The following is a 13,307-nucleotide window of genomic DNA, read 5'->3' on the forward strand; positions in this document are numbered from 1 at the left end:
GGCACCACCCACCGGGTGGTGCCCCTTCGCCGTTTCCGGCCCCTAGGCCGAGGCCGGTGGGTACAGCTGGGCCGGCAGCCGGGACGCCGCGGTGCGGTCCAGCAGCCACAGGGTGCGGCCGGTGCCGCGTGCGCCGGAGGCGGGCGCCTGGAGCTCGCCCGGGCCCGACAGGGCCACCGCGACCGCGCCCGCCTTGTCCTCGCCCGCCGCCAGCAGCCAGACCTCGCGGGCGGCGCGGATCGCCGGCAGGGTGAGCGAGATCCGGGTCGGCGGCGGCTTCGGCGCACCGCGCACGCCGATCACCGTCAACTCCTGCTCCCGCACGCCCGGGTGCTCCGGGAAGAGCGAGGCGACATGGGTGTCCGGACCGACGCCGAGCAGCAGCACGTCGAAGGCGGGTACCCCGAGCCGGTCGCCCGGTCCGGCCGCCTTCGCGAGCTCCTCCGCGTAGCGGGCCGCCGCGGCCTCGACGTCGGAGCCGTCGGCGCCGTCCGAGGCGGGCATCGCGTGCACCCGCGCCGGGTCGAGCGGGACGGCGTCCAGCAGCTCGGCGCGGGCCTGCACGACGTTGCGCTCCGGGTCGCCGGAGGGCAGGAAACGCTCGTCGCCCCACCAGAGGTCCAGCCGCGCCCAGTCGACCGCGTCGCGTGCCGGGGAGGCGGCGATCGCGGCCAGCAGGGCGTTGCCGTTGCGTCCGCCGGTGAGCACCACCGAGGCGGTGCCGCGGGCGGCCTGGGCGTCCACGATCCGGGTGATCAGCCGGGCTGCGGCCGCCTGGGCCATCAGCTCCTTGTCCCGGTGGACGACCAGCTGCGGGGTGGCGGCCGTCATGCGTCCGCCTTCTTGGCGGCGCGCTTGCCGGCCGCCTTCCTCGCGGTGCCGCCGGTACCCTCGGCGGTCACCCGGGAGGGGTTGGCGACGGCGTCGGCCTGCTCGGTCTGCCCGGCCTCCTCGGAGACCTGCTCGGCCACCGCGGCCGCGGCCGCCTGCTCGGCGTTGTCCGGCTCCTTGAGCTGCTCCACCGGCGTGCGCACGGCCGCCGCGTAGATGTCGTCCGGGTCGAGCCGGCGCAGCTCCTCGGCGATCAGCTCCGAGGTCTCGCGCCGCTTGAGCGCCACCTGGCGGTCCGGCGAGCCGGGCATGGAGAGCGTGCCCATCAGGCCGTCCGGGCGGTCCAGGGTGATGTCCCCGTCCTCGGTGCGCAGGTGCACCGCGGTGATGCCCGGGCCGTTGGTGACGACCCGCTCCACCGGCACGTGCAGCCGGGTGTGCAGCCACAGGCCGAGCAGTTCGACGCTGGGGTTGTACGACTCGCCCTCGACCACCGCGGAGGTGATCGTCGACGGCCGCTGGTCCAGCGCGGCGGCCAGCATGGAGCGCCAGCCGGTGATCCGGGTCCACGCCAGGTCGGTGTCGCCCGGGGTGTAGCTCTGGGCCCGCTGGGCGAGCTGGCCGACCGGGGACTCGGCGGTGACCGCGTCGGTGATCCGGCGCTGGGCGAGTGCGCCGAGCGGGTCCTGCGCCGGGTGCAGCGGCGCGTTGTCCGGCCACCAGACCACCACCGGGGCGTCCGGCAGCAGCAGCGGCAGGACGACCGACTGGGCGTGCGCGGCGAGTTCGCCGTGCATCCGCAGGACGACGGTCTCGCCGGAGCCGGCGTCCGAGCCGACCAGCACCTCGGCGTCCAGCCGGGTCTCGGCGCGGGCCCGGGGCGAGCGCCCGGCGCGCTTGATGACCGCCAGGGTGCGCGAGGGGTGCTCGCGGGAGGCGTCGTTGGCGGCCTTGAGGGCGTCGTACGCGCTGCCCTCGTCGGTCACGATCACCAGGGTGAGCACCATGCCGGCGGCCGTGGAGCCGCTGGCCCGGCGCGCCTCCATGAGCGCCGCGTTGATCTTGCTTGACGTGGTGTCCGTGAGGTCGATCTTCATGGCCGGCGCCAGCTCCTGCCGTCTCGTGCGAGCATCTCGTCCGCCTCGGCCGGGCCCCAGGTGCCGGCCGGGTACTGGGCGGGCTTGCCGTGGGTGTCCCAGTACCGCTCGATCGGGTCGAGGATCTGCCAGGAGAGCTCGACCTCCTGGTGGCGCGGGAAGAGGTTGGCGTCGCCGAGCAGCACGTCGAGGATGAGCCGCTCGTACGCCTCCGGGGAGGACTCGGTGAAGGACTCGCCGTAGGCGAAGTCCATCGTGACGTCCCGGACCTCGAAGGAGGTGCCCGGCACCTTGGAGCCGAACCGCACGGTGACGCCCTCGTCCGGCTGCACCCGGATCACCAGGGCGTTCTGCCCCAGCTCCTCGGTGGCGTAGGAGTCGAACGGCAGGTACGGGGCGCGCTGGAAGACCACCGCGATCTCGGTGACCCGCCGGCCCAGCCGCTTGCCGGTGCGCAGGTAGAACGGCACCCCCGCCCAGCGGCGGTTGTTGATCTCCAGCTTGATGGCCGCGTAGGTGTCGGTCTTGGACTCCGGGTCGATGCCGTCCTCGTCGAGGTAGCCGCCGACCTCCTCGCCGCCCTGCCACCCGGCCGCGTACTGGCCGCGCACGGTGTGCTGCCCGAGGTCGGCCGGGAGCTTGACGGCGCTGAGCACCTTGAGCTTCTCGGCCACCAGCGCCTTCGGGTGGAAGGACGCCGGCTCCTCGATCGCGGTGAGCGCCATCAGCTGGAGCAGGTGGTTCTGGATGACGTCGCGGGCCGAGCCGATGCCGTCGTAGTAGCCGGCCCGGCCGCCGATGCCGATGTCCTCGGCCATGGTGATCTGCACGTGGTCGACGTACGACCGGTTCCAGATCGGCTCGAACATCTGGTTGGCGAAGCGGAGCGCCAGGATGTTCTGGACGGTCTCCTTGCCCAGGTAGTGGTCGATCCGGAAGACCTCGTCCCGGGGGAAGACCTCGTGGACGATCCGGTTCAGCTCCTGGGCGGACTCCAGGTCGTGGCCGAACGGCTTCTCGATGACCGCGCGGCGCCAGGAGCCCGCCGGCGGGTCGGCCAGCCCGTGCTTCTTGAGCTGCTGGACGACGGTCGGGAAGAACTTCGGCGGCACGGACAGGTAGAAGGCGAAGTTGCCGCCGGTGCCCTGCGCCTTGTCCAGCTCCTCGATGGTCCCGCGGAGCTTGTCGAAGGCGTCGTCGTCGTCGAAGGTTCCGTGGACGAACCGCATGCCCTTGGCGAGCTGCTGCCAGACCTCCTCGCGGAAGGGGGTGCGCGCGTGCTCCTTGACGGCGTCGTGCACCTCCTGCGCGAAGTCCTCGTCCTTCCACTCGCGGCGGGCGAAGCCGACGAGGGAGAAGCCCGGCGGCAGCAGGCCGCGGTTGGCGAGGTCGTAGATCGCCGGCATGAGCTTCTTGCGGGACAGGTCGCCGGTGACCCCGAAGATCACCAGGCCGGACGGCCCCGCGATCCGCGGGAGCCGCCGGTCGGACGGGTCGCGAAGCGGGTTGACGGGTGCCGGCGGGAGGTCGTCCGCGTCGGACTCCGGCGTCAACTCGGGGAAATCAGTGCTCACTTGGTTGGCTCCGCTTTCGTGCGCTGTGAGCGGGGGGTCACTTCTCGTCGGCGAAGGAGGCGAGCGAGGCGGTGACGGTGTCGAGCAGTTCCTTCCAGGACTGCTCGAACTTCTCCACGCCCTCGTCCTCCAGCACCTGGACCACGTCGTCGTAGTCCACGCCGGCGGCGGCGACGGCGTCCATCACGGCCTTGGCGTCGGCGTAGTTGGGGACGATGGTGCCGCCGGTGACCACACCGTGGTCGTCGGTGGCGTCCAGGGTGGCCTCGGGCATGGTGTTCACGGTGCCGGGGGCGACCAGCTCGGTGACGTACAGGGTGTCCGGCAGGGCCGGGTCCTTGACACCGGTGGAGGCCCACAGCGGGCGCTGGGCCTTGGCGCCGGCGGCCTCCAGGGCGGTCCAGCGGTCGCTGCCGGCGGTCTTGCCGTCGACGCTGCCGAAGACCTCCTCGTACGCCTGGTAGGCGAGGCGGGCGTTGGCCAGGGCGGCCTTGGAGCGGAGGTCCCTGGCCTCGCCGCCGATCTTCTCCAGGCGCTTGTCGATCTCGGTGTCGACGCGGGAGACGAAGAAGGAGGCGACCGACTCGATCTGGGAGAGGTCCAGGCCCTTGGCCTTGGCGGCCTCCAGGCCGGTCAGGTAGGCGTCGATGACGGCCTTGTAGCGCTCCAGCGAGAAGATCAGCGTGACGTTGACGCTGATGCCCTTGCCGATGACCTCGGCGATCGCGGGCAGCCCGGCCCTGGTCGCGGGGATCTTGATGAAGACGTTGGGACGGTCGACCAGCCACCACAGCTGCTTGGCCTCGGCCACGGTGGCGGCCGTCTCGTGCGCCAGCCGCGGGTCCACCTCGATGGAGACCCGGCCGTCGCGGCCGTTGGAGGCGTCGTAGACCGGGCGCAGCACGTCGGCGGCGTCGCGCACGTCCGAGGTGGTGATCATGCGGATCGCCTCGTCGGTGGTGACCTTGCGGACGGCGAGGTCGCGCAGCTGGCCGTCGTAGGAGCTGTCGCCGCCGCCGATGGCCTTCTGGAAGATGGTCGGGTTGGTGGTCACGCCCACCACGTGCTTGTGCTGCACCAGCTCGGCGAGGTTGCCCGAGTTCAGCCGCTTGCGGCTGAGGTCGTCCAGCCAGATCGCAACGCCTTCGTCGCTGAGGCGCTTCAGTGCGTCAGTCATGGTGCTTCAGTCCCTTGATTCTCTTCTTGTGGGGTGTCAGGGGAGGCCGCGTACCCGGTGTGCGGCCGGGTACGCGGCCGGGTGCCGCTAGCGGTTGACGGCTTCGAGCGAGCGCAGCGCGTTGTGGGCCTCGGCGACGACGCGCTCGGCGGTGATGCCGAACTCCTCGAAGAGCACCTTGTAGTCGGCGGAGGCGCCGAAGTGCTCCAGCGAGACGATCCGGCCGTGGTCGCCGACCAGCTCGCGCCAGCCCTGGGCGATGCCGGCCTCGACCGAGACGCGGGCCTTGACCGACGGCGGCAGCACGCTGTCGCGGTAGGCCTGGTCCTGCTCCTGGAACCACTCGAAGGACGGGAGCGAGACCACGCGGGTGGCGATGCCCTCGGCCTCCAGGACCTCGCGGGCCCTGACGGCCAGCTGGACCTCGGAGCCGGTGCCGAGCAGGATCACCTGCGGGGCGCCGGTGGAGGCCTCGGCCAGGACGTAGCCGCCGCGGGCGGTGCCCTCGGCGCTGCCGAAGGAGCCGCGGTCGTAGGTCGGGACGTTCTGGCGGGTGAGCGCCAGGCCGACCGGGCCGGGGTGGGTGGTCTGGCGCTCGATCACGGTGCGCCAGGCGACGGCGGTCTCGTTGGCGTCGGCCGGGCGGACCACGGAGAGGCCGGGGATGGCGCGCAGCGAGGCCAGGTGCTCGACCGGCTGGTGGGTCGGGCCGTCCTCGCCGAGGCCGATGGAGTCGTGCGTCCACACGTAGGTGACCGGCAGCTTCATCAGGGCGGCCAGGCGGACGGCCGGGCGCATGTAGTCGGCGAAGACCAGGAAGGTGCCGCCGTAGACGCGGGTCCTCCCGTGCAGCGCGATGCCGTTCATGGTCGAGCCCATGGCGTGCTCGCGGATGCCGAAGTGGATGGTGCGGCCGTACGGGCCGGCCGTCTTCAGCGGGTTGCCCTCGGGGAGGAAGGAGCTGTCCTCGTCGATGGTGGTGAGGTTGGACTCGGCGAGGTCGGCCGAGCCGCCCCACAGCTCCGGGATCACCGCGCCGAGCGCCTTGAGGGTCTCGCCGCTGGCCTTGCGGGTGGCGACGTCCTTGCCGGCCTCGAAGGAGGGGATCGCCTTCTTCCAGCCCTCGGGCAGCTCGCCGGCCTCGATGCGGTCGAACTCGGCGGCGCGCTGCGGGTTGGCGGCGCGCCAGGCGCCGAAGGACCGCTCCCACTCGGCGCGGGCGGCCTTGCCGCGCTGCACGACCAGGCGGGCGTGCTCGATGACCTGGTCGGCGACCTCGAAGGTCTTCTCCGGGTCGAAGCCCAGGACCTTCTTGGTGGCGGCGATCTCGGCGGCGCCGAGCGCGGAGCCGTGGGCCTTGGCGGTGTTCTGGGCGTCCGGGGCCGGCCAGGCGATGATCGTGCGCATCGCGATCATCGACGGGCGGGAGGTCTCGGCCCGGGCCGCGTCCAGCGCCTCGGCGAGCGCGGCGACGTCGATGTCGCCGTTCGCCTTCGGGGTGACCCGCTGGACGTGCCAGCCGTACGCCTCGTAGCGCTTGAGGACGTCCTCGGAGAAGGCGGTCTCGGTGTCGCCCTCGATCGAGATGTGGTTGTCGTCGTAGACGGCGACCAGGTTGCCGAGCTTCTGGTGGCCGGCCAGCGAGGAGGCCTCGGCGGAGACGCCCTCCTCCAGGTCGCCGTCGGAGACGATCGCCCAGACCGTGTGGTCGAAGGGCGACTCGCCGGCCGGGGCGTCCGGGTCGAAGAGGCCGCGCTCGAAGCGGGCGGCCATCGCCATGCCCACGGCGTTGGCGATGCCCTGGCCGAGCGGGCCGGTGGTGGTCTCGACGCCGGCGGTGTGGCCGTGCTCGGGATGGCCCGGGGTGCGGCTGCCGGCCACCCGGAAGGCCTTGAGGTCGTCCAGCTCCAGGCCGTAGCCCGAGAAGTAGAGCTGGGTGTAGAGCGTCAGGCTGGTGTGACCGGGGGAGAGGACGAACCGGTCACGGCCGACCCAGGACGGGTCGGTCGGGTCGTGGCGCAGGAAGCGCTGGAAGATCAGGTAGGCGGCGGGGGCCAGCGACATGGCCGTCCCGGGGTGCCCGTTGCCGACCTTCTGGACCGCGTCCATCGCCAGGACCCGGGCCGTGTCCACGGTCCGCTCGTCGAGGTCCGACCACTCGAATGCATTCGGCGTCGTGCTCACCCTGTCTCAGGGCTCCTTCCATTGTGAAGAGTGACCCCGTGAGGGACCGGGTCGGCCACGTCGCTGGGGCCGGACGCTGAGGTGGTGCCGGTCACGGAGGGTAGATCCCGCTTCTGTTGGGCGAGCCTACCGTCCGGCCCGTGGCTCACCCTCCGTGGTGGGACAACTCAGGCATGTCGGTGGTCATTCCCCGGCAATTCCGTGTGCGACGGGTCCGCGCCTTTGTCCCACCCTCGCCCGGTTCCGCCCGGTTCGCCTCTCCGGGGCCCGGGGCGGGGGACCGGGCCCCGCGGAGGCCGCCGGCGGCAACGCTCCAGGTGGGCGCGGCGGGGGTTCACCCGGGGGTGTGCGTTCCGCCCCGCCGGGGCACCCCGGGGCCGGTGGGGAGATATGGAGCGTCTAAGGTGGCGTGGTACGCGCAGAGCGGACGATTCGGGAGAGAGTGTTCCGGTGGCCGCCTGTGAGGATTCATCTTCAGTTGGGGTGTTAGTGACCGCCGTCGAATCCCGTCCCGCCGGGGTCACCGGGGCGACGCCTGCGCAACGGCCGTTCGGGGCCCGTGTCGGCGCCTTCGTCGCACTGACCAAACCTCGGATCATCGAGCTGCTGCTGATCACCACGGTGCCGGTGATGTTCCTGGCGGAGCGCGGGGTGCCGAACCTGCTGCTGGTGCTGAAGGTGGTCATCGGCGGTTACCTCTCGGCGGGCGGTGCCAACGCCCTCAACATGTACATCGACCGCGACATCGACGCGGTGATGTCCCGGACCGAGCGCCGGCCGATCGTCACGGGCATGGTGTCGCCGCGCGAGGCGCTGGTGTTCGGCATCGCGCTGGGCGTGCTGTCGACGGTCTGGCTGGGCGTCCTGGTCAACTGGCTGTCCTCGGCGCTGGCCCTGGGCGCGCTGCTGTTCTACGTGTTCGTCTACACGCTCGGCCTGAAGCGGCGCACCGCGCAGAACATCGTCTGGGGCGGGATCGCCGGCTGCATGCCGGTCTTCGTCGGCTGGGCCGCGATCACGAACTCGCTCTCCTGGTCGGCGCTGGTGCTGTTCCTGGTGATCTTCTTCTGGACGCCGCCGCACTACTGGCCGCTGTCGATGAAGGTCCGCGAGGACTACGCCCGGGCCGGGGTGCCGATGCTGCCGGTGATCAAGGGCAACCTGGCGGTCGCCCGGCAGATCGTCGGCTACTCCTGGGTGATGGTGGGGGTCTCGCTGCTGCTGTGGCCGCTGGCCGACACCAGCTGGCTCTACCCGGTGGCGGCGGTGCTGCTCGGCGCCGCCTGGCTCAAGGAGGCGCACGCGCTGCACGGGCGGGCCAAGTCCGGCGTGGTGGGCGCCAAGCTGAAGGAGATGCGGCTGTTCCACTGGTCGATCACCTACCTGACGCTGCTGTTCGTGGTGATCGCGGTGGACCCGTTCGTGAAGTGACGCGAGCGGCGCGCGGATGACGTGCCGAAGGGCCCCGGTCGAGGAGACCGGGGCCCTTCGTGCTGCCGGGGTGCCGGGGCCGGCCGAGCCCCGGCCGGCTACCGGGCCGGGAGCCCGGAGGGGCCGACGTGGCCGTCCAGCCAGTCCTTGAGGGGCTGGGAGGTGTGCAGGAAGGCGGTGATCCGCCCGTACGCGGCCCGGGTGCCCAGCCAGGCCCCGGGGGTCCACTCCTGCCAGGCGACCAGGCCCTTGTGGCGGAGCAGGGCGATCCGCGGGTGGTCCCTGGGGTAGCCGCGGGGGGCGGACTTCAGGGAGTCCCGGCCGACCACCTCCGGGCCGGCCTCGCGGACCCGGGCCACCACGCGTTCCAGTTCGGCGCCGGAGACGTCCTCGGCGACCGCGGCGCGGTAGCGGTCCAGCTGGTCGGGGGCGAGCCGGTACAGCCCGTTGCCGCAGGCCAGGCCGTCGGCGGAGAGCTGGACGTAGCCGCCGGCGGTCAGGTGGGCGCCGATGTGCGTCTTGTACGGGGACTTGTCGGCGCCGAACCGGACGTCGCGGTTGGGGCGGAAGATCCTCCCCGGTCCGAACTCGGGTTCGAGCTCGGCCAGCAGCCGCTCCATGGGCTCCCGTACGGCGTGCTCGTACCGGGCCCGGTGGGACTGCCAGAAGGACTTGGAGTTGTCGGTTTCGAGGTGCTCGTAGAATTCGAGCGCCTCGGCCGGCCAGCCGTCGAAGGTCACCCCACCAGTATGTGGCCCGGCGCACACGGCGCCCCCGTCGCCGGTTCCCCTACCGCTGGGTAGCATGCGGGCATGAGCAGCGCAGAGACCGCCACCACCGCCGCGCCGGACGCCCGCGCCGAGCGCCGTGCCAAGCGCATCGCCAAGAGCCTGACCGCCTTCGCCAGGGAGCACGGCGGCAGTGCGGAGGGCGTCGTCGAGTACGTCGGCGCGGTCGCCACCCGGATCGTGGTGGTCGGCGCCGACGGTGCCTGGGGCGACCAGGTCGCGCCCAGTCACGCGGTCGGCCGCCGGGCCGCCGAGCTGGCCGGGATCACCCTGCACGACCGCTTCGAGGGCGAGCTCGCCCTCAGGGTGCGGACCGGCGAGTACGAGTGGAAGCGCATGGCGGGCCTGCAGATCGGCGGCTGACGCCGGCGACGGCGGACGCCGGAGGGCCCCGGTCGGGTGACCGGGGCCCTCCCGCGCGTCCGGGGACGCGCGCGGGTCAGGCGGCCGCGGGCTGGGGGGTGCGGGCGGCGGGCGGGCCGGCCGGCGCGGGGGCGTCCTCGCGGGCCCGGAGGGCGAGCGGGATGCGCAGGGCGGCGATCCAGATCAGGGTGGCGCCCAGCATGTGCAGGCCGACCAGCAGCTCCGGGACGTCGGTGAAGTACTGGACGAAGCCGATCACGCCCTGGAGCAGCAGGCCGATCAGCAGCTCGCGGGAGCGGGCCCGGGCGGCGGGTGGGGCCTTGACGGCGGCGAACACGAAGATCACCGCGATCGCCAGGCCGACCGAGACGAAGGCCAGGTCGGCGTGGGCCTGGGCGAGGCGGTCGTAGTCGAGGGGGATGCGCGGGACCATCTTGTTGTCCTTGGGCGTCCCGGGGTGGTGGCCGGCGCCGGTGACCAGCGTGCCGGCGGCCACCAGCAGGCCGACCGCGCCGACCAGCACGTAGGAGAGCCGCTTGATGGGCTCGGCCACCAGCGGCCGGGCCGGGCCGTCGCCCTCCTTGCTCCGCTCCCACATCACGGTGGCGACCCAGACCAGGGCCATCGCGGCGATCAGGTGCAGTGCCACGGTGTAGGGGTTGAGGCCGGTCAGCACGGTGATGCCGCCGAGCACGGCGTTGCTCATCACCAGCCAGAACTGGGCCCAGCCGAGCCTGGTCAGGCCGCGCCGGAAGGGGCGGTGGCAGCGGGCGGCGAGGATCGCCCAGCCCACGGCGGCGCTCAGCACGTAGGTGAGCATCCGGTTGGCGAACTCGACGACGCCGTGGAAGCCCATCTCGGCGGTGGGGGTGAGGCTCTCGCCGGTGCAGCGCGGCCAGGTGGTGCAGCCGAGGCCGGAGGCGGTGAGGCGGACGGCACCGCCGGTGACGACGATCACCACGCTCATCACCAGCGCGGCGAACGCGGCGCGCTTGACCACGGCGGCGGAGGGCTGCCAGCGCTCGGCGAGCAGGGAGAAGGGGGTGGTGTTAGGCACGGCGTCCATGGTATGCGGGGCTTACAGCCGATCTTGGGGCGGGGCGGACGGCGCGCCTCCGGCGTTCTCCGGCCGGTCCGGCGCGGGGCGGGGCAGCGGTTGCCGCGGGGGGTGCGACGGGCGAGCGGGCGAGCTTTCCCGTGTCGATATAGAGGTAAACCTGTCCGACCCGAATGAGGCGCAAAAAGGACTGTTCGGGCAACGCGGTCATTGGTCTTGACCAATCACCCGTTTGGCCGAAAGAGTGCGGTTTGGTCCATACCTTTTTCGCGGACCCCTCCCACCCCCCGCACGTAAGCGGAGATCCTGCACATGCGCATACCCGTTCCCGCCGCAGCGTTCGCGCTCGGTGGTTCTCTCGTTCTCGCCGGGCTCGTCGCCCCGGCCGCCGCCCACGCCGCCGACCAGACCCAGTGCCTGAGCCTCGGTGTCGCCAACCTCTACGGAGAGTTCGTCGAGGGCGACGACACCCACACGCCGGACGCCGAGGGTGCGGTGGCGGTCGGCGGCAACGCCGACTTCACCGGTGGCTTCTCGGTCGGCCAGGAGCTCACCCCCGACCAGGTCAAGGCGCTGCCCGGCGGCAACTCCCTGGTCGTGGCGGGCAAGCTGACCGGGAACAACACCCAGGTCATGAAGGGCAACGGCGTCTACGGCTCCAAGGCCGAGGGTGCCGTGATCCAGGCCCACCAGGGCACGGTCGGTCAGGGCAGGTCGCCGATCGACTTCGCCGCCGAGTTCGCCAAGCTCCGTGCCGCGTCGGCCCAGCTGGCCGCCGCCCCGCAGACCGCCGCCGCCAAGGTCGAGGCCAAGGGCAAGGAGCTCTACCTGACCAGCGGCGACGCCTCGTTCAACAGCTTCACCGTCTCCGCCGCCGTCCTCCAGGGCGCCACCGACATCTTCCTCAAGGTCCCGGCCGGCGCGGTCACCGTGGTCACCGTGACCGGCGGGTCGTACGACCAGGCCGCCGCCCGGACCACCGGCTTCCACCTGTGGGACGAGGGCAAGAAGGCCTACGTCCTGGACGACAAGCTGCAGAGCGCGCACGGCGGTGCCGTCCGCGCCAAGCTGCTCTGGAACTTCCCGACCGCCACCAAGGTCGTCAAGAGCAGCCTGGCCGCCTGGTCCGGCACCGTGCTGGCGCCGAACGCCGCGTTCGACCTCGGCTCGGCAGCCCCGGTGAACGGCTCCGTCATCGTCAAGTCGCTGACCGGCAAGGGCGGTGCGGAGACGCACCACTACCCCTTCACCGGCTGCCTGCCGACGGTGCCGCCCACGACGCCGCCGACCACCCCGGCCACCACGCCTCCGGTGGTCGTGCCGACCGGTACGCCCTCGGCCACCACCACGCCCACCACGCCGGGCGGCACGGGTACCCCGAGCACCCCGCCGGCCACCCCGGGCACGCCCGGTCCGTCGGTGACCCCGGGCGCCCCGGGCACCCCGTCCGCCTCCGGCACCGTGAAGCCGAGCGCGGGCGCCTCCGCGAGCCCGTCGGCCTCCGCCTCGGGTGCGGCCGTCGTGCCGGCCGCCTCGGCGAGCCCGTCGGCCCAGGCCAGCGCCGGGGGCGACCTCGCCCACACCGGTTCCGGCCCGGTCGTGCCGCTGGCGATCGGCGGCGCGGTGGTCGTCGCCGCCGGTGGCGCCCTGGTCCTGGTCGCGCGTCGGCGCAAGGCGGCCGGTCAGGTCTGAGCCGCCGCAGGGTGACCCCGGAGTGATCCGGATTGCCCGATGAGGCACCCCCGGTGATCGTTGTCGATCACCGGGGGTCGCTGTTTTCGGCCACTCTGACAGAGTTCATTCCACGTTGGCCGAAGTGGTGTCGACCGAGCTTGTGGGTGTGGTGGGCTGTCACGACACATACGAGTACGGACGGATAGACGAAATCCGGCCGTGCGGCGGGGTGTGGAGGGGAGCGGGACTGCCGGTAGAGTCCCCCGGACAGTCGTAGCGGGCCACCGCTGTTCCACTCAACACGCCTGCTGCACACCACCGTTCGGAGGGGACAACGAGATGGCGCGACAGCGGCGGCAGACAGGCATCGGGACCGGTGCGGCGATCGTGGGAACGGCGGTTTCCGCCGTCCTGCTGCCGGTGGTGCTGGCGACCGGTGCCTCGGCGCACACGCCGGCCTGGCAGGTGACCTGCGACAAGATCGTGATCGACCTGACCAACTACAGCACCGAGACGGGCATAAAGAACGCCGTCAGCCTCACGGTCGACGGCGTGAAGGTGCTGGACCAGAAGGAGTTCGGCAAGGAGTTCCACCAGACCTTCCCGGTGGCGGCGCACAGCGCGCCGGTCGACGCCACCTTCGTGGTGACCACCACCGAGGACCCGAAGAACAAGGACTGGAACAAGACGGAGACGAAGTCGATCCCGGTCTGCGCGACGCCCACGCCGACGCCCACGCCGACCCCGACTCCGACCCCCACGCCGACCCCCACCCCCACGGCGACGCCGACGCCGACCCCGACGCCGACCAGGACGGTCACGCCGACGCCGACCCCGACCCCGACGGTCACGCCGACGCCCTCGAAGACGGCCACGCCGACGCCGACCCCGTCGAAGACGGCCACGCCGACCCCGGTCCCGACGCCGACCCCGACCCCGGTCGGCCCGGCGCTCGCCCAGACCGGTAGCAGCGACGCCACCCCGGTCATCGCCGCGGTCGGCGGCGGTGTGGTGGTGCTCGGCGGCGCCCTCCTGCTGGTCGCCCGCCGCCGTCGCGGCAACACCGGGAGCTGACGACCCGCCCCGGCAGGACGACGGCCCGGCCCCGGTACCCGCGCGGGTACCGGGCTG

11 protein-coding genes are annotated in these 13,307 nt (G+C 72.5%); 4 read left to right on the top strand and 7 right to left on the bottom strand.

Going from position 1 to position 13,307, the window contains the following annotated elements; translation table 11 throughout:
• Positions 1-42: 42 nt before the first annotated feature.
• The 5 genes from pgl to tkt all read right to left on the bottom strand — a co-directional run bounded on the left by pgl (position 43) and on the right by tkt (position 6,863).
• Positions 43-831 carry a 6-phosphogluconolactonase gene (pgl, locus tag ACFCX4_RS27130; RefSeq protein ID WP_376147545.1) on the bottom strand — a complete coding sequence of 263 codons (789 nt, stop codon included), beginning with the start codon at positions 829-831 and terminating at the stop codon, positions 43-45.
• A complete protein-coding gene (opcA, locus tag ACFCX4_RS27135) occupies positions 828-1,928 on the bottom strand; it encodes a glucose-6-phosphate dehydrogenase assembly protein OpcA (RefSeq protein ID WP_376147548.1) in 1,101 nt (366 codons plus the stop codon). The genes pgl and opcA overlap by 4 nt, the downstream gene beginning before the upstream one ends.
• On the bottom strand, positions 1,925-3,481 hold the full coding sequence (zwf, locus tag ACFCX4_RS27140; protein WP_376147574.1) for a glucose-6-phosphate dehydrogenase: 1,557 nt from the start codon (positions 3,479-3,481) through the stop codon (positions 1,925-1,927). The genes opcA and zwf overlap by 4 nt, the downstream gene beginning before the upstream one ends.
• Before the next feature lie 58 nt (positions 3,482-3,539).
• Positions 3,540-4,679: a transaldolase gene (gene tal / locus ACFCX4_RS27145; RefSeq protein WP_376147551.1), complete on the bottom strand. Its 1,140-nt coding sequence runs from the start codon at positions 4,677-4,679 to the stop codon at positions 3,540-3,542.
• 87 nt (positions 4,680-4,766) lie between these two features.
• Positions 4,767-6,863 (bottom strand): transketolase, encoded by a 2,097-nt coding sequence (tkt, locus tag ACFCX4_RS27150; protein WP_376147554.1) that lies wholly within the window; start codon positions 6,861-6,863, stop codon positions 4,767-4,769.
• Positions 6,864-7,352: 489 nt separating this feature from the next.
• On the opposite strand from tkt, the gene ACFCX4_RS27155 reads away from it, so the two are divergent.
• On the top strand, positions 7,353-8,294 hold the full coding sequence (locus tag ACFCX4_RS27155) for a heme o synthase (RefSeq protein ID WP_376147557.1): 942 nt from the start codon (positions 7,353-7,355) through the stop codon (positions 8,292-8,294).
• Between the two features lie 98 nt (positions 8,295-8,392).
• Here the strand turns inward: ACFCX4_RS27155 and ACFCX4_RS27160 are convergent, their stop codons facing one another.
• Positions 8,393-9,034 (bottom strand): DUF2461 domain-containing protein, encoded by a 642-nt coding sequence (locus tag ACFCX4_RS27160; RefSeq protein WP_376147559.1) that lies wholly within the window; start codon positions 9,032-9,034, stop codon positions 8,393-8,395.
• A 72-nt stretch (positions 9,035-9,106) separates the two neighbouring features.
• Between ACFCX4_RS27160 and ACFCX4_RS27165 the strand changes: the two genes are divergently transcribed.
• The gene (locus tag ACFCX4_RS27165; protein ID WP_376147562.1) at positions 9,107-9,445 is read left to right on the top strand and encodes a hypothetical protein; all 339 of its coding nucleotides are present in this window, start codon (positions 9,107-9,109) and stop codon (positions 9,443-9,445) included.
• Positions 9,446-9,521: 76 nt separating this feature from the next.
• Here the strand turns inward: ACFCX4_RS27165 and ACFCX4_RS27170 are convergent, their stop codons facing one another.
• On the bottom strand, positions 9,522-10,511 hold the full coding sequence (locus tag ACFCX4_RS27170) for a heme A synthase (RefSeq protein WP_376147565.1): 990 nt from the start codon (positions 10,509-10,511) through the stop codon (positions 9,522-9,524).
• A gap of 303 nt (positions 10,512-10,814) precedes the next feature.
• Here ACFCX4_RS27170 and ACFCX4_RS27175 point away from each other — a divergent pair, with 303 nt between their 5' ends.
• Both ACFCX4_RS27175 and ACFCX4_RS27180 read left to right on the top strand, forming a co-directional pair.
• On the top strand, positions 10,815-12,194 hold the full coding sequence (locus tag ACFCX4_RS27175; RefSeq protein ID WP_376147568.1) for a choice-of-anchor A family protein: 1,380 nt from the start codon (positions 10,815-10,817) through the stop codon (positions 12,192-12,194).
• Positions 12,195-12,563: 369 nt separating this feature from the next.
• Positions 12,564-13,250, top strand: coding sequence for an LAETG motif-containing sortase-dependent surface protein (locus ACFCX4_RS27180; RefSeq protein ID WP_376147571.1), 687 nt, complete (start codon positions 12,564-12,566; stop codon positions 13,248-13,250).
• The last annotated feature ends 57 nt before the right edge of the window (positions 13,251-13,307 follow it).

Origin of the sequence: Kitasatospora sp. NPDC056327, from assembly GCF_042261735.1 — a bacterium.
Taxonomy (GTDB): domain Bacteria; phylum Actinomycetota; class Actinomycetes; order Streptomycetales; family Streptomycetaceae; genus Kitasatospora.